Below are 23,583 nucleotides of genomic sequence, written 5' to 3' on the forward strand. Positions count from 1 at the left end.
GCTTTGTTAATTTGTTCAAAATCTTGTTATAGTTAGTAGTTTTTTACACAGCGGATGGAAAGAGCATTTGTCTTAAGAGCCCCTCCACTCCGACTAAAAGAATTTTTGTTAACATAGGCCGCTTGAGCAACATCCTCTTGACTTTTATGTTGTTGCGGCAGATAATAGCCCACAGACTCAGTAATGTGTTCGAATTTTTTTTCTTGCCAATACCCGGCTGGCAGTATCGATAATCCGTAAGAATTCTTGCTACCGAATCCGGTAACCTTTGAGCCCATGTAATAGGCAACATCACTACCGCTCATTTCAGACAGAAGCGTCCATACATCCTCGTTCATCACATGCCACCCGTCTGGGCAAATTCCTTGATGCTGGGTAAACAGAACATCTCCATTGAAATTTTCATTCTCGCTGCTTAAATCGAACTTATTAGGACATTTTTCCGAAGCGACAGAGAAACTATCACATACGGCAGGGAAACCCATGGCGTTGCTCCAGGTATAGAGACCGCCCCAGCCGTTGTCGCAGTACCACGGGTCGTCATCATAGCAATACTTGGTACCTTTCCCCTGTACCGTACCGCCCGGCACCCTCTCGCCATAGTTCAAATTCTCGGCAAATATGGTGACAGAATCAACGCCGCGCATATGGTACTTATAATCAATCGTCACCGTACGATATTTCTGTCCGTCGCGAGGGTCTGTAAATTCTCCGTACTTGACATCCGGATTGAATTGTTCCGTCATGTCAAAATAGCTACTACTGCTAACAGAACTAGACGATTCAACCTCAACCCAAAAACCATTCTTACAAATATATCTGACCCCTGTTGCCAAGACACGTTTTGTCTCCCCTTCTTCTGCTGCATCACAGGGTTCTAATGCAGATTCACTAGAGCTACTGCTATTCCCTGCCGACGAGTCCGCAGACGTTCCCGAGCTGCTCGACTTAACGCTTGACGAGGCTGGGTTAGACTCACCGCCACTGTTCTTGTCTCCTGTAGACGAGCTGGATTTCGCAGAGGAAGAGCTGTTCGTAGTCGAAGACGAGACACTGCTGCTAGATTTGTCTCCATTGCCGTCACTGGTCCCGTCGCCGCTGCTCAGGATTTCGCTAGACGAGGATTCCTTTTCCGGTTCAACGAAGCTGCTGCTGTCGTCGTCACCGCAGGCGGTAAAGAACATGGTTGCCGCGAACAGGGCCAGGGCAAAAGGTAACAGTCGATTCATTTGTTCACTCCAAAGAAAGAAGATAGAAATTGTTGATGAGGCACGAGGTTCGAGGGCGCTCGCGGGGCTCGCTTCGAGGTTAAAATTTGGCGGCTACGCCGCGTAGCTAAATCTCATAACTCGTAATTCATACCTCATAATTAATTGGCGACGCTTACCCCCTCGTACGCCGATAAAGGCACAACAGCCGGAGTCCGCTGTCTGAGGGATTAATTAAATTAAATGTATGCATTTAAAGTTTCGCCAGAGCATTCTCTCCCTGATACCGTCACTGGCGGTTATCTCGTTCCTGTTCGCAAGTTGTTCTAGCGAAAACTACGAAGAAATCGTTACCGTTTCCATCAAGGACGGTGTTCTAGGCGATCCGGTAGACATCGATGTTCCTTCCGACCTTTTCAGGTCCAGTTCAGACATGTCTCCGTTCAAGACATCCTCCAGTTCGATAGCCAGCGGTAAATCTTCTGACAGTAAGACGGATTCATCTGACAGTTCCGTCAACCCGGTTAGCAGTTCTTCTATTGACGTCCCAAAATCATCTGCATCACAGGCAAGCTCCTCGTCGCAGAAAACCGAGACTCCGGCCTCAGCCCTTCCGCCGGCAGGATTCTACTCAGCCTTTACCCTGACCGCCCCTACCCCGAAGAATGGCGGTGTGATCCGTTGCACTTACGACGGTTCCGAACCCACCAGTGCCACGGCCCAGGCAAGCAACAAGAACATCTCTTCTACAACTGCCGTTCGCTGCTACGAATTTATCGGTAACGGCATCGTCGCCAAGGAAACCCAGACCTACTTTATCAACGAAACCATTTCGATGCCCGTAGTGGCCATTAGCGTGGCTCCGGAATATTTCAACGGTTACGTCGCGGCCCCCAAGTGCTCCCCGGACCCCTGTTACTCCGCCAAGTTCTGGGAAGACGTGGAGTACCCGGTACATGTCGAATACTTCGCCAACGGCAGCCGTTCCACCCAGAAGGATTTCGAAATTGACGCCGGGATTTCCATCATGGGCGGCTGGAGCCGAAACCAGATCAAGAAATCCGTTTCGATCGCCATGCGCAAGGAATACCAGGACGGCCGTCTGAAGTACCCGCTTTTTGACACCCGCCCCGAAAAGAAAAAGTTCAAGGCATTCAACCTCCGCAACAACGGCAACCGCTTTGTCAGCGACTACATCGAAGACCCCATGGCCGTAAGCCTGCTGGAAGGGACCCATGTGGATTACCAGCGTTCTCGCCAGGTGGTGGTTTTCTATAACGGAGTCTATTACGGCATTCACGACATGCGTGAAAAGTTGAACGAACATTTCGTAGAGACCAACTACGGAATCGATTCCAAGGGCGTGGACGTCATCAAGCATACGAACACGGATATCAGCGCCAGCGGTGGTACCAGCGAAGGTTACATCAGCATGCTGAACTACGCCGTCAATAACGACCTGACCATAGACGCCAACTACATCACCCTGGGAACCATGCTGGACATCGCCAGCTACGTTGACTACATGGCGGCAGAAATCTACTACCACAACGGAGACTGGCCCAACAACAACCTTCGTGCCTGGCACTCCGTAGAACAGCCCTGGAAGTTCATGGCCTTCGACATCGACCACGGTTTTGACTGGACCTGGAACGTTAGCGGTTTTGGCCAGAGCACCAACATATTTACATGGATCAAGAACGGCGGAACCACAAGCGGATCCTGCTACAAGTCCAGCAACAGCCTCTGCTTCCACAACCTGTACAACAACATTATCAAGAACGAGAACTTCAGGCGCACCTTCATAAACAGGGCTGCCGTCCTGTACAACAGTTTTGTCAATTCCGCAAAGGTTGAAACCGCTGTCGACAAGATGGTATCCACCATGCCCATTTCCGATATTACCCGCGATATGAATAAATTCCCCAGGGCTCAGTTATGGTACACCAACAGTTGCAACAACGGATTTGAATATACGGGCTCCTGCCTCAAGACCTGGTCCCGCAGCAGGGACAGCAAGGTCATCCAGGAATTCCAGAACGAATTTGGCCTTGAATCCCTGGTGAAGATGACCATCAGCGCCACAGGACTGGGAACAGTGCTGCTAGATGATATCGCCCTGCCCAGCCAGAGCTACACAGGCAATTTCTTTAACGGTCACCCCATGAAGTTGACAGCCAGCGGAAACGGCGGCATCTTCGTAGAATGGGAAGATGGATCCGCCCAGAATCCCCGTTTTGTCTACGCATCGGCCGGGGCCACCTACACAGCCAAATTCAAGTAAAAAGGACGCTCACGCTAATCGCGTAGGCAACGCACCGAGTACATATTGGTGCTGATATCGAAATCCCTGGAAAAGTCCCCCGGAGGAGCCAGATGCCAACCAAAGGCATCACCATCTTCTTCGGTAGCGCTCCAGAAATGGGCAGACACACCCAGATCTACAAACTCATCCGTAGCCTTCCCTGCCGGAACCACGTCGAAACCATAACGGTCGGAGCCGTCCCATTTGTCCCTGGACTTTAGGCTGACCCATGCTTCTTCCTTTCCGTCGCTATCTTCGATAAAGCGTTTGAACATGGTCCATTCGTCGTTATCGGGCAGATGCCAGCCTCGGGGGCAGGATTTTACAGCGGATGAAAATGCATACAGTCTGCCGTACCTTTTACAGTTTTCGTCACTGTTATCGTAACAGGCACTCCCTTCGGACTTAAAGTTCAAATTCTGGGACATCCACGTTTTTGAGCCAATTTTGACGGTTTTGTAGGTCTGACCGTCTCGAGAATCCGTAAAAGAACCCGTGACAGGCACGGATATTGCTAAAGTGGGCAGGAAGAAGCAAAGAAAGGGAACGAAAATTTTATTCATGCAACTAAAGATATATTTCTTTCCCCATTTTGCAATGCAAAGGATAAATAACTAAATTCGCCCCGCTTTTTTTTAAAACTTGATGGGGTACATCAGGTACCAGTGGACTTCGGGGTAAACCTGCACCGTGGGAGCCGGGAACTTGAAGTAGTTCAAGTAACGCACAATTTGGCGGGCCAGACGACTCTGGGGCCGGAAGGCTTCAAGGTCGTAGTCCAGGGCGATGTAGACTTCGCGATGGGGCGTTCCCTCGTAATGCTTGATGAAGACGCCCTCGTCAATGCTGAGACCCACGGCAATGGCAAGCCAGCTGGGGTAATAGGCGCGGGCTGCGGCGGGCAGCATGCGGTAAGGCTTGAAGCTAGCCCAGTAAGTCTGGTTCACGTAGTCGTCGGTAAAGATGCCGTCTGAAGCCTGGTGGTCCTGGCGGTAGTAAACCTTGGTATTGATCCAGTAGCTCCACTTGAGGTCCACATACTTGAACAGCGGAACATAGCGTTCTGCCATAGGCAAGAAACCGCCAAGGGACCCGGACAGAACGTCAAAGATGCTGAAACCCCAGCTGGGAGCGAAGCCGTCCTTGATGTCGATGGCGATATGGGTGGACATGGCAGAAAGACCTGCGAACAGGTAGGAATAGAATTCCGAGACACCAGCCCAGTGGTAACCTTCGTAGAAGAATTCGCCCAGAGCCACACCCGAGGCAAAATGCCCCAGCTTGTCCAGGTTCAAGGCGTAGTCAAAATCGTTTTCAAAGTGGAAATCGTTGCCGTTCTCGCCCCACCAGCCCTTGTCAAAGACAAGCCAGTAGGCGGCACCGTAGGCGATCAGGGTCGTAGAGGCCACGCCCGTCAGCTTCAGGGCACTGAACTCGTGATTTTCCTGAGGATCCTCGGAGCGGTAATCCCAGGTGGAATCTCGCCAGGTCATGGGACCAAGGAAGCTGTCGGCCTGAGCCGCACCAGTTCCAGCCAGCACACCGGCAAGCATATATTTCAACACTCTTTTCATCGGGCTGCAAAAATAGAAAACCTCTCGGCATAAGCCAAGAGGTTTCCTAAAATCAGATTTGAGCCGAAGGGCCAAAAGGCCGAGCGGTCTCATTAGTCCTTAGCCAGGAGCACGACGCTGTTGTGGCCACCGAAGCCGAAGCCATCGGACATAGCGTACTTGAAGCTATGAGCAGTGTTCTTGTTGGCGCAAACGTCAAAGTGGATACGTTCGTCCTGGTTGAACACGTTGGTGGTAGCGTGGATCATCTGGTTCTGGAGAGACTTGATGGTGATGATTGCTTCGAGAGCACCGGCAGCACCGAGAGCGTGACCGATCATGCACTTGGAAGAGTTGATCTTCAGAGTGTCGCGGAGACCGAAGACCTTTTCGAGAGCGGAGCATTCAGCAACGTCGCCCAGCGGAGTAGAAGTACCGTGGGTGTTGACGTAGCCAACGTCGGAAGCAGAAATCTTAGCATCGCGGAGAGCCATTTCGATAGCCATGCGAACGCCTTCACCGTCTTCACGAGGAGCGGACATGTGGTGAGCGTCGGCGCTCATGCCAACACCGGCAACGCGGGCGAGGATCTTTGCGCCACGCTTCTGAGCGTGAGAAAGGCTTTCGAGAACGAGCACGCCAGCACCTTCACCGATAACGAAACCGTCGCGGTCAACGTCGAACGGGCGGGAAGCGGTGGTCGGATCGTCGTTACGCTTGGACAGAGCCTTCATGGAGCAGAAACCGGCAACAGCGACTTCGTTCACGGTTTCGTCGGCACCGCCAGCCAGCATGATGTCGGCACGGCCCAGACGGATAGCGTCGTAGGCGGCAGCGATAGCGTGGTTGGAAGTAGCGCAAGCGGAGGTCACTGCGAAACAGGGGCCCATCCAGCCAATGCGGTTAGAAACTTCACCGGCAGGCATATTGGTGATAGCCATGGGAATGAAGAACGGAGACACACGGCTAGGACCGCGAGTTGCATAGGCAACGCAAGTGTCGGTGTAAATCTTCATGCCACCGATACCGGAACCGATGATCACACCGGCGCGGCTGGGATCTTCTGCAGCAGGATCGACACCTGCATCGGCCAGGGCCTTGTATGCAGAGTAAACGGCATACTGGATGCTACGGGAGTAGCGGGACTGGTCGCGAGAGCTGAAGTATTCGTCTGCAACGAATTCGTTCACGCTAGCGGAGAACTTGGTGGTAAAGTTGGTTGCATCAAAGCGAGTGATCGGGGTGATGCCGGACTTACCTGCGAGGAGGCTGTCCCAAAGAACGTCGGGAGAGTTACCAAGGGCAGAAACGCAGCCCATACCAGTGATTACAACTTCTTCCATATATTCCCAAAGGTTAAGATTTGAGTCAGTTAACTATTACCAAATGTAGAAATTTCATTTTGTTGATTAAAGTCACACCATTGGCGAGACCGCGAAAAAATTATAATAAAAAACTTACAGAAATCTTACATCAGGATTAAAGCAGCCCCATTTTCGGTCACCACGCCAAAACCACGCCACCTTTAAAAACGTTTCCAAAGCATTGACAAACAATAATCTACATTTGCCCCCGCTATGGTAAGAATTAAAAGTGCGCCGAACCTCGTGTGGATGGACCTGGAAATGTCCGGGCTGGACCCAGAAAAGGATGTAATCCTTGAAGTGGCAACCATCGTGACCGACGGAAACCTGAAGATCCTGGCCGAAGGCCCCGTCATCGCAATTCATCAGACCGAAAACATCTTCGAAGGCATGGACGCCTGGAACACCCGCCACCACACCCAGAGTGGCCTGGTGGACCGCTGCCGCAAATCGAAAATCACCGTAGCCGACGCCGAAAAAATGACACTGGACTTCATCAAGCCCTTCACCCAGGAACGGGGCAACGTACTCTGCGGCAACTCCATCACCCAGGACCGCCGATTCCTCTACAAGTACATGCCCAAGCTCTCCGGATGGCTCAACTACCGAAACGTCGACGTCAGCTCCATCAAGGAACTGACCTTCCGCTGGTACCCCAACCTCCCCGAATTCGAGAAAATGGAAAAGCACCAGGCCCTGGACGACATCCGCGAAAGCATCGCCGAACTGGAATACTACCGAAAAACGATATTTGTAAAGAACGTTTAAATGACCATCAAACCTTACGTCGATACCCAGGACCGCCTCCCCTACGCCGTGCGCATGAGGAACCGCGCCATCGCCATCTTCGTTTTCATTGGAATTTGCGCAGGCATCGGTTCGTGTATCTATAAAGACAAGATTTCCGGGGCGGAAGCCGCCGAGTTAAAGGTGGAGACTCAGGCAGAGCCCGCTAACGATTATAACAAGGAAGAAGTTGCCGCAGGCAATCAGGCGCAAGAGATAAAAGCAGCCGGTCCGTCTGAATCCGCAAAGATGTTCGAAGGGCCCACCGCCGAAGACATCGAAAATACACAGATGGCGGTAACTGCAGAAATCGCCCCATCCAACCCGCCTGCCGTAGAAATCATCGACAGCGCCCACATCAAGAGCCAGAAAGACGTGTTCATGGCCGAAAAGATCGACAACCTGCTCCGTCGATTCAAGCCCGAAAACGCCATCATCCTGATCGTAGACGCCAAGAGCAACGAAATCATGGCCTGGGGCGAACGCAAGAACAACGCCGTGCAGAACCAGCCGGACTACCTGACCCGCAACACCTTCCCCGCCGCCTCCCTGGCAAAGACAATCACCATCGCCGCCGCCATGGAAAGCAACCGCTACGCCCTGAACACCTCGATCCCGCTCATCGGCCGCGCCCACCATCTTTACAAGAACCAGCTCAGGGTTCCCCAGAATTATCATGGCCCCACCGTAGAAATGCAGGACGCCTACGCCCATTCCTACAACCCGCCCCTGGCCCTCATCGGCATGAACGTGGGAGCAAGCAAGCTTAAGGCCGCCGCCCGCAACCTGGGTTACAACATGAACTACGCCGCAGGACTTCCGGGCAGGTCCAGCTTTACGCCGCCGGACACTGGCTACGGCCTTGCCGAAGCCAGCTGTGGCTTCACCGAAGCCACCACGCTGTCGCCCCTACAGGCCGCCGCGCAGGTCCGCGCCATCCTCATGAAGAAGCCTCTTGAAATCCCCTGGTCCACCACCCCGGACCTCGACGGCTACGCCCCCAAGACCCGCCTGGCCCTGGACGTGAACAAGTTCAGCGAAAACACCTACTACGGACTCCGTCAGGCCATGATCCGCTCCGTGACCCACGGCACCGCCCGCAAGAACATCTCCACCAGGCACATGGCCCGCAAGAACTATAACGCCCTGAACATCGGCGGCAAGACAGGCTCCCTGGACGGTTCCGACCCCAAGGGCCGCTACGACTGGTTCATGGGATTCGCCGAAAGCAAGGAAGACCCCAGCAAGGCGATCATCATCGTAGTTTTGCAGATTTACGACAACCAGGGCTTGCGCCCCCAGCCCACCACCCAGGTGGCCGGCATGCTAATCAATTATTGGGCCCACCAGTACGTCACTGGCGGAAAGAAGAAATAGGAGAACAACATGGATTTATCTTGGTGGAACTTGATTCCCACTTACTTTGACGGTACCGCCATTGAACTTGGCAACTTCCCGGTGCGCTGGTACGGCATCATGTACATCTTCGCCTTCGTCACAGCCTACCTTACGCTGTGGCACATCAACAAGAAGGACAAGCTGGGCTACACCAAGGACCAGTTCGACAGCCTGTTCACCTGGATTATCGCCGGTATCATCCTGGGCGCACGACTGGGCTATGTGATCTTCTACAAGCCTGGCTACTACCTGGCCAACCCCACCGAAATCCTGCTGCCCATGACCCACGACGCCCTGGGATACCACTTTAGCGGTATCGCCGGCATGAGCTACCACGGCGGACTCATCCTGGGCATCGTCTTTACCATTATCGGTCTCAAGCGAAACAAGATGGATGTCTGGCAGGGCCTGAACCTGTGCTTCCTGGCAGCTCCCCTGGCCTATACCTGGGGCCGTTGGGGCAACTTCATCAACGGGGAACTTTACGGTGAAGTGACGACAAGCGCCATCGGCATGTACTTCCCCCTGGCCCACGACAGCTCACTGGCCAACCCTATCCTCCACCACCCCAGCCAGCTTTATGAAATGTGCTTCGAGGGTGTTATCTTGTTCGTGCTCCTGTACAACCTGAGGCGCATCCCGCTGCTCAAAGACAAGATGCCCTGCCTCTACCTGATGGGCTACGGCCTCTTCCGCTTCTTCATCGAGTTCTTCAGAAAGTCTGACGCACACCTTGGACGTAACGACCTCTTCGGCATGAGCCGAGGCCAGACGCTTTGCAGCGTCATGGTCCTTAGCGGCCTCATCTGGCTGATCGTAATGATCTACCGTCAGAAGAAGCAAGCAAAGGTGTGAGGTACGAGTGATGAGGGCGGAGCCTGCGGCTCCTTTGAGCTAGATAATCGTGCCGGAAGCGCCCTACACAGCCATCAGTTTTCAGCATTGAGCAAAGAGTCATTATAATAGCGCCGAAGGCGCCTTACTTTAGCTAACTGCTCACAGCTCATAACTAAAAAAACGAGCCCGCAGGCTCGTTTTTTTTTAAACGCTAACGCTGAGTTCGCTTACGGCTAATGCCGGCACCATGTAGGTTCCGAAGGGGTCCCGGTATTCGCTACCCACATCCACCACGTTCTTCATGATGTCGAAGAAGTTGCCGCTGAGGGTCACGCCATCTACAGGATGCTGGATGACGCCATTTTCGCACCAGAAACCGTGAGCGCCCATAGACAGTTCACCGCTAATGGCGTTACAGCCGGAGCCACCTTCCAGGCGAACAACCAGCAGACACTTGGGGAACAGCTTCAGCAAACCGGCCGTAGTCAGTTCACCTGCGGGAACCAGCAAGTTGTTAAAGGAAGTCCCCATCTTGCTGCCGAAATCGCGGGCGCCGTTGCCGGTGGTCTCGCGGCCAGCCTTGGCCGCCGTCTCAAGATTGTAGAGGGCTTCGTTGAACACGCCGTTCTTTACCACTTCCACACGCTTGGCCACACAGCCTTCGGAGTCGCAGCGGTACTTGTGCTGGAACAATTCGCCCTGAGGGTCGTTAACGATGGAGAACTTTTCGCCAGCCACCATCTGACCTTCCATGCCGGCCAGGCGGGACTGTCCCTTCTGCATGGCTTCGGCTTCGAAAGCGGAGCAATACATTCCCACAATGCGGGCAGAAACTCTTTCCGAGAACACCACGGGAATCTTGCCGCCCTCGATTTTCTTGGCACCAAAAAGTTCCGTGGCATAGTCAGCCGTCTTCGTCGCGATTTCATCGATACTGAACTGCTTCCAGTCGCGACCGGACCTCACGAAGTTTCCAAGCTTCTTGACGCCATCGCGGACAGCTACGGCACCAGCCCCCGCAGAAGCGGAGTTGGACTTACCCTTGTAGAATACGCCTTCGCTATTGGCAATCACAGAAGAGGCGCTGGTCATATCCGCACCCAGGTACGGAATATTTTCAATTTCCTTGGACTTCGCGAAGGTCTCTTTTTCTAGTTCGATACAGAAGTCCTTCATCTGCTGCAAGTTCAGGGATTCCAGGGCCGGGTTGTAGTTGGGATATTCATCCGGCATTTCCACAGGCTTGGGCAGTTGGATATCGATGGACTCCGTCCACTGAGTATGACAGAGAGCATCCTTCAAAGTCTGCGCCACCGCTTCCTTGGTCAGACGTTCCGTATAGGCATAACCCGGATGGCCATCCTTGATCACGCGGACACCGAGACCGACGGAGTCAGAAATTTCTGTATTCTGTACCTGTCCCTGAAAAACGGACAGACCTTCGGAATGGGAAGTAGAAGCAATTACATCAAACTGCTGAGCCTCTTTCTTGGCCAAGTCACACATGTAGGATACAGCATCAACAATATTCATTTGTTCGGCTCCAAGTTCGAGGCTCCAGACGTAGCATTGGCAAAAGCACAACGGGACTTACGTTCCAGCATTTTCCAGTAGGCGGCGGGGCTGCCGGTTACAGATTCCAGTGCAGAAGCCAGGTCCGCAGTAATGGGCTGGGTTCCAGCAATCAGGGCTTCCAACATTTCCATAGACACGCCGATGCGACGGGCGAATTCAGCCTTGTCCATCTTAAGCCATTCGATGCCTTCCAAAATTGCCTGTCCCGGAGTGGGAGTTCCACGTCTTGCCATACACAACTTCCTTGATTAAAAGTCTACCGTCTTCCAGCCTTCTGCGCCAAAGCGCAGATCGCGTTCCACAAATTCCCAGATCAAGAGCTTCTTGCCCTTCAGCACACCAGCTCGACGAGCCAGCTTTTCGCGGACCAAGGTACTTGCACCGCCATCGCTTACAATGCTTGCCACCGGACGCTTCATGTCCTTGGCGAAATGTGCGATCCAGCCGGCGTTCACCGGGGAATCCGTCTGGTAAATTCGGCTGAAACTGTCCCCGAGAATCAGGATCTTCGCATTGCGGAAATCATCCTTGAAAGGGACAACCACATGGCCCATCACCTTCTGGGACTTAAACACATTGAACTTGTTCAGGCCGCTCATTTCTCCGATGTCACCCATACGGTCTGCGGCACTATCCTGAACATCATACTCTATAGATTCCGGTCCCACATCAACCAGACTATCTTCCACCATTTTCTGAACCTTGGTGTAGATTTCCCAGGCAGCCAGTTCCGCGCCTCGAGGAGTCCAGTGGGTATCGTCATTCAAGTACAGGGCACCCAGTTCACCATCGTTGGCCTTGGCCGCCCACAAGGGAGTGTAAAGGTCTACCGTATTGAAGCCCAGGGCAGTAAGGCTATCCAGAACGGTCTTGCCATGACCTCTATAGTCGCCGCCACCCATCACAGGCTTAATATCATTATCTCCGGTCAGTCGTTCCGGGTAGATGCTGGGTTTACCAGGAACCACCACCACCAGAAGTTCCACACCCTTGGCCTTCAGTTGGTCCCTAAATTTTTGGATTGCCTTAATGGGATCGTCTAACTTGGCTGCGCGTTCATCAAACGGAGACGGCTGAACCAGAAATTCCACATCCTGGCGGTAATAAAGCCACGGGTCAGAAGAAAGATCTGCTGGATTATTCCCCAGGACCACCTTCTCGCCCGGCTCACTGAACAGTTTCCACACCGTCAGCTGGTACTTGGGACGAATGGCCAGAACCAAGGCATTTTCATTTTCCACAGTTTTTTCGAAAGCCCTGAGATAGCTTCCCTTCCAGACACCATAACGTCTAATACCATCCAAGGCGCGCAATACAGAAAAATCACTAAAGCGTTCCGTAATCACGCGCAAACAGGAATCCAGTTCCGGGAAATGTTCCGGTTCATCTTCCAGAACATACAACAGAGTGTCAGCACGGCGGAGCAATTTGTAGTCATCGTCAGCCGTGTCCAGCTGCGCATAAGTATTTACCGCAAAAGTCGCAGATTCAAGATCCGAAAGGGCATTTACCACAGGTTCCAGATTCTGGGACAGTTCCCCCTCATTGGAGCCGGCAGCAACGTTCTCACGGGCGTCATGCCAGGCAGCCTTCAACTTGCGGGCGTTATCCACCATGGAAGCCTCACGCTTGAAAGGCCCGTAAAAAGTATCCTTGAAAATGTCAAAGGACAAGAGCCGCGGACCGCCAGAAACAGAAGAATCAGCCTCTTCATCGGAGGAACCACAAAAATCAACCACCGTCTGCACAGTAAAGGGCAGCAGGAGCAATACGCCAAAAATCGCGATAAGAACAACAAAGGATTTCTTCACGTTCAAAAAGATAGTATTTTCTCCCGCCCACAAAAAAATTATACTATATTTGGTTGCGCTTATGGCAGTAGGCCTAAGGCCCCGCCGTAGTTGTTGCCTGGATAGTTCAGTTGGATAGAACGGGTCCCTCCTAAGGATCAGACTCGCGTTCGAATCGCGATCCGGGTATTTTCAAAGGTTTCTGGTTCACTCCAGAAGCCTTTTTCTTTTTCCCCAAAAAAATCCTGCGCCCATCCAGAAGTTCTATTTCTTTGTTGTAAACAAAAACAACGTATAGTTTAGTACAAGTTAAGAAACAACTGTATAATTTATTAGTTTTTACACATCTTTTTGTGTAGGGTAACAAACAAAGGAACAAAGATGAAAAAACTTACAACAATGGTAGTCGTAGGTTCGTTGGCCCTGTGCGCCTCCGCCTCCGAAAATACTGTCCGGCTAAAAAGAGACGTCCTTGGACGAGCCCTCGGTTCAAACCAGAAACAGTCCGTCCTCCTGAAAAAGGCGAAGGTCCAGGAAGCTACGCCACTGGCCACCAGATACAGCGGCCTGTACAACAGCATGGCAGACCTTTACAACCCCAATGAACAGGAGCCCAGCCTGGGCAGATATGTCGTCGCCACCTTCATCAACGACAACAGTACCGGTTACGCAGATCGTTTCGATTTCAACGAACGTTCCAACATTCCCCTTAGCGAATTCAAGACCAGGGTCCAGGACTTCGAAGACCACTACACTTCCGTAGTCGGTGACTATGATACGCCCCAGATCAAGGTCCGTTACAGGGGTATATATCCCTACGAGACCACACCCTACTCCGTCATGTTCGGTGCCGACATGTACGATTACCAGGGCAGCTTCTACAGGGTCAACAACGAAATGTACATGACCAAGAACGGCCTGAACTCCGTCTACGGCATTCGAAACTACGCCCATGACAACGGCTATGTCGGTGTCGCCACCAGGATGTTCTTTATGAGCCAAGGTACGGCATTCCCCGGTTACGTCAACTTTACGCAAAAGACAGGATGTAACCTCAGCATGAGCCGCGGCTACAACAGGACCGAGGAACTAACCTACAACGTAACTCTGGCCATGGACATCGCGCCCTTTGCCAACGTGTACCTTTTTGACGCCGCATGCGCCAACAGCGTGGACTTCTACACCTATCTTCCCGATAGCCCCAGAAACGAAGACCTTGCCGTCGGCGTCCACGATTATTCCTACTTCGGCTACATCTTCAAGGATAACGAAGCCTACAAGCTGACCTATGACGAAGAAGCCGCCATCCTGGACGACTTCATCTACCATAACAGAACCATCGACTTCGCAACCATGGCCGAAAGGAACAACTTCGCCCTGGCCAACAACGCCATTTCCGTAGCCCCCTACCAATACTACAATGGCGAAATGCTCCCCCACGACGATGTAAACCCGTACTTCAAGAACGGATACAGCTATGTCAAGCCCGAAATCTCCGCCATGACCTACCTGTACCTGAACGGTCATAAGAAGGTGACCCAGATTATGACAGGCCAGTTCGTAGACCACGATGCCGTTACCGCCAACCCCAGCGCCGCCCCCACCCTGGCCGCAGCCATGGTGACCGACCTGATTTCCAAGAATCCGTTCTACAAGTGGCATCCCGAAGTTGTCAAGGCCTTGCTGCTCACATCCGGCCTTAGCGACATCCTCAGGAACCGCTACACCAAGGACAACTATAACGGAGGCGGGTCTGAAGTAGGCATGTTCCGTCCCAATTTCAGCGGTATGATCAAGGGCAACCGTTCCCGCTATTGGATCGGCGACAACAACGACTTCTTCAAAAATGGACCCATCAAGTTCGTCGAGAAGAACCTGGTCAAGGGTAAAAAATACAAGCTCGCCATTTCCTGGCTGAACTCCGGCATTTACCAGATTGCAAACGGTCGAATTCAGCAAGATCTGGACCTGAGTGTTGCTGTCCCCCAGGCAAACGGTTCCAAGAAATATTACCGTTCCATGTCCTACGGCAACACCTTCGAAATGGTGGAATTCGAGACCGTCACAAACGATCCCATCACCATCGAGATTTCCCGATTTGCCAACAACGGCGGCCGAGTCATGCTAGGCTACAACCTCCACGAAATGTAGTCTAGAGTAAAAGTCAATCCTGTTTCAGGTAAACCACTTGCTGGGGGAAGGGGATTTCAATCTTGCCTTCGTCCAGCAATTTCTTTATCTTCTCGAGATATTCCCGTTTAAGGCTCGGGAAATCACTGGCACGAACCCACACGCGTACCGAAACGTTCACGCTGCTGTCGGCCAAATTCTCAACAAAGATCGCGGAGGCAGGATCCTTCAGGAAACGATCTTCTGCGGCGACCATCTTGCGGAAAATATCAAACACCTCGTCCAAGGAAGCGCCGTAGGCGACCCCAACGGACAAATCCAGTCGGCGAACCTTATTGCGGCTGAAATTCACAATGGGAGCACCCCACAGGGAACTGTTCGGGGCAGAGACATACAGGCCATCCGTCGTCTTGAGGGTCGTATTAAACAACCCGATACCACCGATCTTTCCCTTGACATTTCCGCATTCGATGTAATCCCCAGCCTTGAAAGGGTTAAGGAACAAAAGCAAAATACCCGAAGCCACATTTGACAGGGTATCCTTAAGGGCAAGGCCAATGGCAAGGCTCGCGGCACCGATCATGGCCAAAATTCCATTGGTATTCACGCCAAAAATATTCAGCCCTACAAGAAGGCCTATTACATACAGGGAATACCTGAACAGATCTGTTATCAGGGGCACCGCCGCCGGGTCCAGCCCGCGCTTGGTCATACGACCGATCACCTTGTGAAAGGACCAAACAAGAAACTTGATGGCGACGATTACCACGAGCAGCAACAGGAGCCGCTCGAAAATTGAATCCTCGGGAATATACTCTCTAATCTTATCCACGGGGGCAAATGTAGAAAAAAAATTAAAATCTACCCCGTGACGCAAATCAATCGCAAACTTTAAAAAAAACGTTCATTTTTTATATTTAAGTCAAGGAGTATGCTTTATGGAATTCATTAAATTTTTAACAAGAACGGTGGCGATTTCTTTGATTATCGCCCTGTCCGCATGCAGTGACGACTCCCTCCTCGATGTGCCCGACGAAGAATCCTCCGAGAAAAAATTCGATACCTTCTACGACCTGAATGACTGTACCGACGAAAATGCTGGCGAAATCGCCTACGTAATCAGCGAAGACGCCTACTATGTCTGCTCCGACAAGTGGTACCGCGAACACCGCGACACCAAATCCAGTTCCTCCACGTCCAAGGAATCTAGCAGTTCCGTAGAATACATCGAGGAGCCCGAAGAAATTTCCTCCAGCAGCAACGACGAACCCGAGGAGCCGCCCTGCAGTTCCGCAGCCGAACCCGAAGAAGCATCTTCCAGCAGCATCGCCTACTACCTAGAGACAGCCAAGGAGCTGTACCTGACCATGACTTCCTACGAGCAGGTATCCAAGAACTGGGACGGCTTCGATGGCGCAGGCGACCCCCAATTCAGCTTTTCCATCAAAACCTACGCAGACGGAATCCAAGGCGCAATCCTGTCCATCAACAAGCTCCTCAGTCTCGACGACAAACGCAGTTGGAGCGGAAGCAAAACAGCCTCCGTTACAATACCCAAGGGAATCGATTCCCTGGTCATCTGCGCAAAGGTCCTCGATATCGACGTCAACTACCACGACGACTATTCCTCCGGCAACTGCGCCTCCCAGGGACAAATCGGCTACCTGGAAAACTACGAAGAAATCTCGCAGTCCGATGCCAAGGGCAAAGACTATAGGCTCTACTGGGAATGGTTCCTGACCGAGGAATAAATGTTTCACAAAATCCTTAAGGTCATAGTCCCCCTCAGCCTCCTCCTTTTGCAAGCCTGTTCCGACAACTCCGACATATCCTCCACGGAACAGGAAAACACGAACGCAGGAACCACGGAATCCTCAAAGACCTACTTCACCGATGAAGGTTACGAAATTGGCCAGTGTCAACCCGTCTTTTACGGCCTTAAGATTTTCGTTCCCGAAGAAAACGCCTTCTACATTTGCGCCAATAATAACCGCTGGATAAAAGTCCGCGTAAACGACGACTACGAGGAACCTGCATCCAGTTCAAGCACCTGGGTCGAAGAGTTCCCCGTTGATTCCGTCCACATCATTATCGACACCCTTCCCTACAGCAGTTCATCGGCAGTTTGCGATCTGTACTGGAATTCAGACTACGACGATTACATATACGCATACCCCAACGACAAGGCCAATAACGATTCCGCCTCCCACAGGCTTGCAGACGGAGGAGTTTTCCTGAACATTCTCCAGGGCGGGAGCTATTCCGTACGGTTCCAGAAGGGATCGGACACTATCGCCCCGGAACTAAGCCTTTATCATTATTCGACCTACACCACAACGATCCAGGCGCAGGATTCCATCGATTACTGGTACTTCCCCATTAATGCGGAAAACCTGAAATCAAGCGATTTCTATAAAACAAGATTACACAACAAGGACTGCTCATTTTATAAGGAACCGACAAAAGGGTTCCTCTTTGAAGGCTCCGGAAAGTACTCCAGCCACTTCAACATAAACCTGATCGTTATCGGCAAGTACATGGGCACATCGGACAAGGCAAGCGAAACCACGCTGGCCGAAACCATCAAGGCCCGCATGAACGAAGCCCTTAACAACGGAGGAGTATTCGTTGACAAAATCACCGTACTCCACGCCCATGAACACGAGTTACACGGCCAAATGTTCCCCGAAGATAGCGCCTACGTCCTCCCCTACGGTCGAGTATTCGCCAACTACAGCCTGCTGGAAAAGTGGAACGGCCACGAAAATGCCCTAAACCTGATGCTAGGCTACTACATAGACCGGCCGAACATTCTCGGTTTTGCCCCTAGATTCGGAGGGCACCTAGACGCCTCAATCCCCAACTACTCCTACGTGGTACTGGGAACCCACAACCGCGTCACGGGCAAGCCAACGGCACAAAGCTCAAACGACATTGCCGAGACAGCCGTTCACGAGGCGGGGCACTTCCTGGGACTGCGCCATACATCCTCTTCCAAGAACGACATGGAAGGAGACCTGGACAAGTCCAACGTCGAAGACGGCCTAGAAGACACCCCCTACTGCGCCAAGGTGAATACCAGCGAAAACATAGACAACTGCCCCGACCGCCGCAACATCATATTCCCATACAGCTCAGACAAGACAGAACGCACCTACTCCGGGGAGCAGGTGGAACAAATCAGAAAGAACCTGACGCTGATGGTGCACTAGAAAGGAGCAACAAAAGCCCTTCCAGCCGTTAACGGAAACGGCCAAACAGTGAAGCGAAAAAGCCCTTCTTCGATGGTTCTTCCCTGGAAGGTGAATATTTGTCCTTAGCCAGAGGTTTCTTCTCAAAAGTCAAATCCACATCTTCACCCTTCCAGAAAGCCAACATTTTCTTTTGGACTTCGGAGCAGAAACGTTCATTTTCCTGATAGGACAACAGAACCTGCTTTGCCTGGTCAATCTGATTTTCGATTTCGTAAACCTGAGGGGCAAAGGTCTGGAAGAATATCGATTCATCATTCAGCTGCAGATAGATATCCTTGAAGGCATCCTGAATTCCCTGCTTCAAGTTAAGCTGAGCCTTTCTAAACTTTTCTTCGTTGGCCTTATTCATGATAATGCCAGCCACATCGGCAACAAGCGAAACGGCCGCACCAACCACGGGCAATGTCTTTCCGGCAAAATTAGCCAACTTTACAGCGCCCCAGGGTTTAAACTTGATGGCAATGCCAACCTTTCCCAGAAGGTCGCGGCCTGCGAAAATCATGGCCTTGTCAATGCCATCAGCCTTCTTAAGCAGACGGGCACCTCCCTTGACCAAACCCAGAGCTGCATCGATATTCTTGGATCCCACATCCAAGTCCGCCTGAATTTTTTGACAGGTTGTAGAGACAATTCCTTCAAAATGATCTTTCAGAATATCCTGGATGTTGCCTTCCAGCTTGTAGGCAGATCCAGAACCAATTTCATCATCCACGACACTTTGCAATGTATCGGGAGTGGAACTATCAATCTTCGAAACGATTCGACGTTCAAGGGCCAAGAGTTCTTCACGACAAGGGCGAATTTCACGCTTCAAGTCCGTGCAAGCATTATTCAGGTCTCTTTCCAGGACTTCCACAGTATTCTTGGTTTCGGGAATGACAGCCTGATTCAATTCACGCTGTTCATAGTCCAGGGCCTGCAAATTCACCTTGGATTCTTCAATGATAGCCGTGAGTGCCGTATCCTGAATCAGCTTCTGGGGAAGGATTTCCTTAACCACGGAATTGACCATATCCCTAAGATTCTGCATTCTGGAATACTTCTCGTACTGTTCTCTCTTTTCTGGAGTCAGCCAGTAATTCTTGCGGCCGGCACCATTATCCTGCAAGCCCTTTCCTTCGGGATCCGAGGAAATGCACACGATGTTCAGATTCTTGATTTTACCACTATTAGCATCCAATCCGCAGAATCTAGAGACATTTTCTACTAGGAAGTTCTTCTTATGCACTTCCTTGGCAGCAAAATCATCAGGATCCGTATAGTCGCAAACATCATCCATGCGGTTAATGACAAAGATGGTATTGTCGAACTTTTTCAGCTTGTTCATTAACCAAGCTACAGTCTCCTTGTGACTATCCTTCAAGGGATTGGTTGCTGCCACGATGTACAAAATCACATGGGCTTCCGAAATATAATTCTCCGTCACGCTGGAGAACTTCTGGCCAAACAGACCCGGCGTATCCACGAACACACAGGGAGGCACATCGGCATCGATATTCTGGGGAGCGTATTCAATCACTTCATCCGAAGATTCCTCTTCGGCAATTTTCATATTGCTATCTGCATGGCCCAGGAACCCTGCCACCGTACTGGTCTTGCCATCAGAAAAGGCACCCACCAGGGCAATCTTCAACTTGCCAGACTGAATGCTGGCTTTTAAGGCTTCTACCTTGTCCATGGATTTCTGGAACGACACCTTCAATTCATCGTTCAGAGTTTTTTCTTTAGCCTGCTTAAGCAAATCGGAGAACTGGTCCAACTTGCCCATGAACTTTAAGGTTTCTGCAGAAAAAGCATTTTCATTTGTAGACATAGCTAAGCCACCTTGATTTGATTGATATTCTTTTGGATTTCCTCTGTAATCAGAAGCATCTTCTTTTCCAGAGACTGAACGAGTTCATAGGATTTAATTGCAGATTCAATCTGATACTTGGCATCAGCAATATTGGCGTCTAGGCACGAAGCAAGACTTTCAGCATGGCTATTAATCTTGCCGGACATTTCGTACCAGGCATCGCGAGCAGAATCTTCAACGGCGTCGGCCGCCTTTTTCTTGCACTTACGAATCTTGGATGCATCCGATTCAAAGAAACTGAAGATTGAAACCAGCACGCCAACAACAGCACCAACAATACCGCCGACAATATTTCCAATCACCGGGAACGCCGTTCCAATGGCAATACCGGACATCACATAGCCACCGATCGTAAACGCCACATTGCCAAGGGTTCCCATGTTAAAGGAGTCCACAGAAATAGAAGGCAATTCCATAGAAAGGTTGCCAATGTCCAGTTTCATGCCACGAACATATTCGTCTGTATAGGACTGCACTCTGGCAGAGAAATCATTGATGGCCTCTTCCATGGCCTTGGAAACACGATTCTGGAATCGAACCTGTAAATCAGATTTGTGATTATTCATGGTGTATTCCAGCTCATCATCAACGATTTTCTTATTCCGTTCAATATGAGGATAGATGATTCCTTCTAGAACATCAATCCGGTAGAAATCAAAGACTGCATTTTGGGCGGCACTGGGCAAGTTTCGCTTAATTCTATAAGCGGCCTGTTCCAGATTCGAGATATAGCTGCCGGCTCTCTGATTGACCTGGCTCCTAAAATTGTCAATGACATTCTTTTGATTTCTAATGGTTGCGATATACTCTGATTCCAGAGTACTCTTCAATCTCACCAGGGCAGCCTTCTTAATGCGGCTGGGAGCGCTTTCGCAATTATGGATAATATAATTTCTCAAGTCGGCTAAACGGCTCACCTGCAAAAGTTCCATTTCGGTTGCGCGACTCAAGAAAGAACTCTGCTGCCTGCGTAAGGTCTTCAGGGAATCACAGACCGCTTCGTTATCCTGGTGGAGCATGGGATTTTCAAAAGTAGTCACCCCCTGGTTCATGGCCAAGGCGCACAAGCCCGGGAGCACAGCAACGCCAAACGTATTCTTGTAAAGATTGTTCTTCACCACACAGCGAAGTTTTTCTTCGATATTCACATTGTTCTTGGCGGCCTTACTTACCTTTTCGGTAATATCCTTAACGTAGTTATCGCCTTCATATTCCTTTTGCGGTTGCAGCGGGATATTATGGATGCCAATGACTTCGGTTACGTTCTTTCTTAGATAATCGTTCACCTTAGCCAAGGTACTTTCTTCTAGGCCCTTGGATTCACGAGCCACATAGCAAACCAGGTGAGCCTTACCCAAGGCACGGCTAATAATATCCTTGAAGTATTCTTCCTTTCCTTCAATACCCGGAATATCTACCAACTGGGCAGCTTCCCCATTGATATTCAGGGAATAGGTCTTGTAATCCTTGGTAAAGTCCTGGCTACCGTTACCAATAATGGCACCATCGACCTGAAAATACTTTACAGTGGTACGCAATCGGTTCAATTCGATCAATTCGATCAAGTTATCAATAACACGTTCCTGTTTTGTGGGGAACAAGGATTTTTTGATTTTCGAAGCCTTAAGCAGGCTCAAAATACCAGGTCTTTCGTCTGTAGATTCAGCCAAGTCGTTGGATGCGGTTTCAGCCTTGGCGGTCTCAACAGTCTTGGCTGTTTCGGTCCTGGCAGTCTTAGGAGTTTTTGCTGCAACTTTTTCGGCTTTTGCTGCCAGGGGCTCATTCTTTGAAGCCTTGGGCTGCTGATGGACAGCAATCGAATCGGAAGCCAACCAGCGGAACAAACCCTTGACTAAACGGCCTAAGGCCGCAAGGCACTTCATCAAGAAATAGAATGAAGTGAATAAAATTCCAAAGTACACCAGGAGGCAGGCGTAAACACTATTTATAGACAAGGAGGAATTCAAAGTTTCTGTCAAATAGGTATCCAATCCGCCCTTAAAGACTAGGGAAACACAATGGACCGCTTGGGTGACTGCCCCCATGCAATCGTAAATTCCAAAATCAAGTGGTTCCTTGGGCATATTGAAGAATACCACACCCAAAAAACAGGAACTGGCCCAAAGCAAACCGACAAAGGTAAGCATGGTAGAAACCGTTGTTGCCAGGAAGATTCTGCCATCGGACAAGGCGCAACTTACTTGACTCAAACCAAGAAGAATAGCGATGACAGCAATAACTGCAAAACCGATGCCAAAATACCATGCACCCAAGACATAAGCGAACAAGGACAAAAACATGGTGATTGCGGTCAGCATGGGATAAAACGGAGTCCATCCAAATTGATCACTAGGAGTAGGCTTTTCTACAACCGCTTTCTTGAACACCCTGGCAATAAGAGCAAGCCACTTCCTCTTAATCATGCACATCATACAAATAATGGACATCATCGAGAAGAAGGCGTAAAAAAGGTAGGCGGCAGCAATGCAAACTAAGGAAGCCCTAACGACAGACACATCAGCCCCTTCAGCAGCATTCTGAACAAAAGCTTCTAGCCCTGTCGTTGTCCAGCTATGTAGAGCCATCAAGAATTTGCGGAAAACCCCTACAAAGCCATCTGTGCCAAAGTTTACCATGGTATCCAGCTTTTGCTGATTCACGACAACATTGGTGCAGAACACTCCAGCTACAAAAACAACCCCTGACGAAATCAGCGTATGAATAAGAGCCGACAGGGTATAAAGCTTGGACTCATAGGCGCCGGCGCAGAAAATTGCCCCCACCAAGGCGCAAACGACAGCCACGGCTGCCACAATGTAGGCAACGACTGGGTAACCACTTCCGCACACAGCCATGGAAATAAGGAACAAGGCGGCAGTGCCCCATGCCCCTTGAGCTTCCATACGAAGCTCTTCTTTTTTTTCTTCATTAGCCATTACATGCCCCCTACGACAAAGCCAGCAGCAAAACCAGCGACCAAAGTCACCACAGGGATCACATAGGACATGACACTTCTCTTGCACCCCGCCTTAATATTATTCAGGTCTCTTACAAGGGTATCGCAGCGTTTCTGGAAATCCTTCTCGATCGAAGCCATGTCGGCTCCATTCTGTTCCATCTGCTTTCGGCGGGATTCTTCGTCAAACAGGATTCGTAGAGATTCAATAATGGTACTCTTACCGGCACCAGTCTGGCCAAAAAAGGCAATGGAGAACTTGTCAAATTCGGAATTGCGTTCCAATTCCTCCACCAAGTCCTTAAAATGTTCTTTTTGTTTTTCTAGATCATCAATGAAAACACCCACTTTTTCCTGAAGTTTTTCATCGTTTTGAGCATTCACGGCCTTCAGTTCATTCAATATCTGATCAGCGGAATCTGTGACCTGGGTATAGACATTCTTTACTTCTTCTCTAGTGTTCGTAGTCGACATGGGCGTCCTCAAAAATGTAATAATATTGGGAAATGTAATCTTTTTTACACATTTACGTTTCCTTTCTTACAATATTGTGAACTTTTTGTGAGCATTAT

Annotated in this window: 18 protein-coding genes and 1 tRNA gene; 8 read left to right on the top strand and 11 right to left on the bottom strand. The window is 50.6% G+C overall.

Annotation, left to right across the window (positions count from 1 at the left end; all coding sequences use genetic code 11):
• Positions 1 to 32 precede the first annotated feature (32 nt).
• Positions 33 to 1,229: an FISUMP domain-containing protein gene (locus tag BUB73_RS12725; RefSeq protein WP_083539774.1), complete on the bottom strand. Its 1,197-nt coding sequence runs from the start codon at positions 1,227 to 1,229 to the stop codon at positions 33 to 35.
• 226 nt (positions 1,230 to 1,455) lie between these two features.
• Between BUB73_RS12725 and BUB73_RS12735 the strand changes: the two genes are divergently transcribed.
• Entirely contained in the window at positions 1,456 to 3,492 is a 2,037-nt protein-coding gene (locus tag BUB73_RS12735; protein ID WP_073286373.1) for a CotH kinase family protein, read from the top strand.
• Between the two features lie 14 nt (positions 3,493 to 3,506).
• Here the strand turns inward: BUB73_RS12735 and BUB73_RS12740 are convergent, their stop codons facing one another.
• The 3 genes from BUB73_RS12740 to fabF form a co-directional block, all read right to left on the bottom strand.
• Positions 3,507 to 4,076 carry a fibrobacter succinogenes major paralogous domain-containing protein gene (locus BUB73_RS12740; RefSeq protein WP_073160505.1) on the bottom strand — a complete coding sequence of 190 codons (570 nt, stop codon included), beginning with the start codon at positions 4,074 to 4,076 and terminating at the stop codon, positions 3,507 to 3,509.
• A gap of 72 nt (positions 4,077 to 4,148) precedes the next feature.
• Positions 4,149 to 5,087 carry a YfiM family protein gene (locus tag BUB73_RS12745; RefSeq protein WP_249269337.1) on the bottom strand — a complete coding sequence of 313 codons (939 nt, stop codon included), beginning with the start codon at positions 5,085 to 5,087 and terminating at the stop codon, positions 4,149 to 4,151.
• A gap of 92 nt (positions 5,088 to 5,179) precedes the next feature.
• Complete coding sequence (gene fabF, locus BUB73_RS12750) at positions 5,180 to 6,409, bottom strand: beta-ketoacyl-ACP synthase II (protein ID WP_073160503.1); 1,230 nt, start codon at positions 6,407 to 6,409, stop codon at positions 5,180 to 5,182.
• Positions 6,410 to 6,652: 243 nt separating this feature from the next.
• Here fabF and orn point away from each other — a divergent pair, with 243 nt between their 5' ends.
• From orn to lgt, 3 genes are read left to right on the top strand one after another with little or no spacing between them, the layout of a single operon-like run.
• A complete protein-coding gene (gene orn / locus BUB73_RS12755; protein ID WP_073160531.1) occupies positions 6,653 to 7,198 on the top strand; it encodes an oligoribonuclease in 546 nt (181 codons plus the stop codon).
• Positions 7,199 to 8,593 (top strand): penicillin-binding transpeptidase domain-containing protein, encoded by a 1,395-nt coding sequence (locus BUB73_RS12760; protein ID WP_073286376.1) that lies wholly within the window; start codon positions 7,199 to 7,201, stop codon positions 8,591 to 8,593. It abuts the gene before it with no gap.
• Positions 8,594 to 8,602: 9 nt separating this feature from the next.
• Complete coding sequence (lgt, locus tag BUB73_RS12765; RefSeq protein WP_073160499.1) at positions 8,603 to 9,469, top strand: prolipoprotein diacylglyceryl transferase; 867 nt, start codon at positions 8,603 to 8,605, stop codon at positions 9,467 to 9,469.
• A 186-nt stretch (positions 9,470 to 9,655) separates the two neighbouring features.
• Here lgt and BUB73_RS12770 read toward each other — a convergent pair whose 3' ends face one another.
• The 3 genes from BUB73_RS12770 to BUB73_RS12780 are packed head-to-tail and all read right to left on the bottom strand — an operon-like array spanning position 9,656 to position 12,837.
• On the bottom strand, positions 9,656 to 10,984 hold the full coding sequence (locus tag BUB73_RS12770; protein ID WP_073286379.1) for a TldD/PmbA family protein: 1,329 nt from the start codon (positions 10,982 to 10,984) through the stop codon (positions 9,656 to 9,658).
• The gene (locus tag BUB73_RS12775; protein ID WP_073286382.1) at positions 10,981 to 11,259 is read right to left on the bottom strand and encodes a helix-turn-helix transcriptional regulator; all 279 of its coding nucleotides are present in this window, start codon (positions 11,257 to 11,259) and stop codon (positions 10,981 to 10,983) included. Before BUB73_RS12775 ends, BUB73_RS12770 begins: the two co-directional genes overlap by 4 nt.
• A gap of 15 nt (positions 11,260 to 11,274) precedes the next feature.
• Positions 11,275 to 12,837, bottom strand: a complete 1,563-nt coding sequence (locus BUB73_RS12780) for an alginate O-acetyltransferase AlgX-related protein (RefSeq protein ID WP_073286491.1) — start codon at positions 12,835 to 12,837, stop codon at positions 11,275 to 11,277.
• A gap of 95 nt (positions 12,838 to 12,932) precedes the next feature.
• On the opposite strand from BUB73_RS12780, the gene BUB73_RS12785 reads away from it, so the two are divergent.
• Both BUB73_RS12785 and BUB73_RS12790 read left to right on the top strand, forming a co-directional pair.
• A tRNA-Arg gene (locus BUB73_RS12785) sits at positions 12,933 to 13,005 on the top strand.
• Positions 13,006 to 13,197: 192 nt separating this feature from the next.
• Positions 13,198 to 14,967, top strand: a complete 1,770-nt coding sequence (locus tag BUB73_RS12790) for a S8/S53 family peptidase (RefSeq protein ID WP_139259217.1) — start codon at positions 13,198 to 13,200, stop codon at positions 14,965 to 14,967.
• A gap of 13 nt (positions 14,968 to 14,980) precedes the next feature.
• Here the strand turns inward: BUB73_RS12790 and BUB73_RS12795 are convergent, their stop codons facing one another.
• Complete coding sequence (locus BUB73_RS12795; RefSeq protein WP_073286494.1) at positions 14,981 to 15,778, bottom strand: mechanosensitive ion channel family protein; 798 nt, start codon at positions 15,776 to 15,778, stop codon at positions 14,981 to 14,983.
• A 106-nt stretch (positions 15,779 to 15,884) separates the two neighbouring features.
• Between BUB73_RS12795 and BUB73_RS12800 the strand changes: the two genes are divergently transcribed.
• Together BUB73_RS12800 and BUB73_RS12805 are read left to right on the top strand one after the other, a co-directional pair.
• Complete coding sequence (locus BUB73_RS12800; RefSeq protein WP_073286387.1) at positions 15,885 to 16,697, top strand: hypothetical protein; 813 nt, start codon at positions 15,885 to 15,887, stop codon at positions 16,695 to 16,697.
• Entirely contained in the window at positions 16,698 to 18,158 is a 1,461-nt protein-coding gene (locus tag BUB73_RS12805; protein WP_073286390.1) for a zinc metalloprotease, read from the top strand.
• Positions 18,159 to 18,186: 28 nt separating this feature from the next.
• On the opposite strand, the gene BUB73_RS12810 is transcribed toward BUB73_RS12805, so the two are convergent.
• From BUB73_RS12810 to BUB73_RS12820, 3 genes are read right to left on the bottom strand one after another with little or no spacing between them, the layout of a single operon-like run.
• On the bottom strand, positions 18,187 to 20,013 hold the full coding sequence (locus BUB73_RS12810; RefSeq protein ID WP_073286393.1) for a LeoA/HP0731 family dynamin-like GTPase: 1,827 nt from the start codon (positions 20,011 to 20,013) through the stop codon (positions 18,187 to 18,189).
• 2 nt (positions 20,014 to 20,015) lie between these two features.
• Positions 20,016 to 22,991 carry a P-loop NTPase family protein gene (locus BUB73_RS12815; RefSeq protein ID WP_073286396.1) on the bottom strand — a complete coding sequence of 992 codons (2,976 nt, stop codon included), beginning with the start codon at positions 22,989 to 22,991 and terminating at the stop codon, positions 20,016 to 20,018.
• Positions 22,991 to 23,485: an AAA family ATPase gene (locus BUB73_RS12820; RefSeq protein WP_073286399.1), complete on the bottom strand. Its 495-nt coding sequence runs from the start codon at positions 23,483 to 23,485 to the stop codon at positions 22,991 to 22,993. The genes BUB73_RS12815 and BUB73_RS12820 overlap by 1 nt, the downstream gene beginning before the upstream one ends.
• Positions 23,486 to 23,583 lie beyond the last annotated feature (98 nt).

Source organism: Fibrobacter sp. UWH6 (assembly GCF_900142465.1).
Classification (GTDB): domain Bacteria; phylum Fibrobacterota; class Fibrobacteria; order Fibrobacterales; family Fibrobacteraceae; genus Fibrobacter.

Bases quoted from the DNA above. Each gene is read 5' to 3' on its own strand.
- BUB73_RS12725 (WP_083539774.1), bottom strand. From the start codon at position 1,229: ATGAATCGACTGTTACCTTTTGCCCTGGCCCTGTTCGCGGCAACCATG.
- BUB73_RS12770 (WP_073286379.1), bottom strand. From the start codon at position 10,984: ATGAATATTGTTGATGCTGTATCCTACATGTGTGACTTGGCCAAGAAA.
- BUB73_RS12805 (WP_073286390.1), top strand. From the start codon at position 16,698: ATGTTTCACAAAATCCTTAAGGTCATAGTCCCCCTCAGCCTCCTCCTT.
- BUB73_RS12810 (WP_073286393.1), bottom strand. From the start codon at position 20,013: ATGTCTACAAATGAAAATGCTTTTTCTGCAGAAACCTTAAAGTTCATG.
- BUB73_RS12820 (WP_073286399.1), bottom strand. From the start codon at position 23,485: ATGTCGACTACGAACACTAGAGAAGAAGTAAAGAATGTCTATACCCAG.
- lgt (WP_073160499.1), top strand. From the start codon at position 8,603: ATGGATTTATCTTGGTGGAACTTGATTCCCACTTACTTTGACGGTACC.
- BUB73_RS12775 (WP_073286382.1), bottom strand. From the start codon at position 11,259: ATGGCAAGACGTGGAACTCCCACTCCGGGACAGGCAATTTTGGAAGGC.
- BUB73_RS12790 (WP_139259217.1), top strand. From the start codon at position 13,198: ATGAAAAAACTTACAACAATGGTAGTCGTAGGTTCGTTGGCCCTGTGC.
- BUB73_RS12760 (WP_073286376.1), top strand. From the start codon at position 7,199: ATGACCATCAAACCTTACGTCGATACCCAGGACCGCCTCCCCTACGCC.
- BUB73_RS12740 (WP_073160505.1), bottom strand. From the start codon at position 4,076: ATGAATAAAATTTTCGTTCCCTTTCTTTGCTTCTTCCTGCCCACTTTA.
- BUB73_RS12800 (WP_073286387.1), top strand. From the start codon at position 15,885: ATGGAATTCATTAAATTTTTAACAAGAACGGTGGCGATTTCTTTGATT.
- fabF (WP_073160503.1), bottom strand. From the start codon at position 6,409: ATGGAAGAAGTTGTAATCACTGGTATGGGCTGCGTTTCTGCCCTTGGT.
- BUB73_RS12815 (WP_073286396.1), bottom strand. From the start codon at position 22,991: ATGGCTAATGAAGAAAAAAAAGAAGAGCTTCGTATGGAAGCTCAAGGG.
- BUB73_RS12745 (WP_249269337.1), bottom strand. From the start codon at position 5,087: ATGAAAAGAGTGTTGAAATATATGCTTGCCGGTGTGCTGGCTGGAACT.
- BUB73_RS12735 (WP_073286373.1), top strand. From the start codon at position 1,456: ATGCATTTAAAGTTTCGCCAGAGCATTCTCTCCCTGATACCGTCACTG.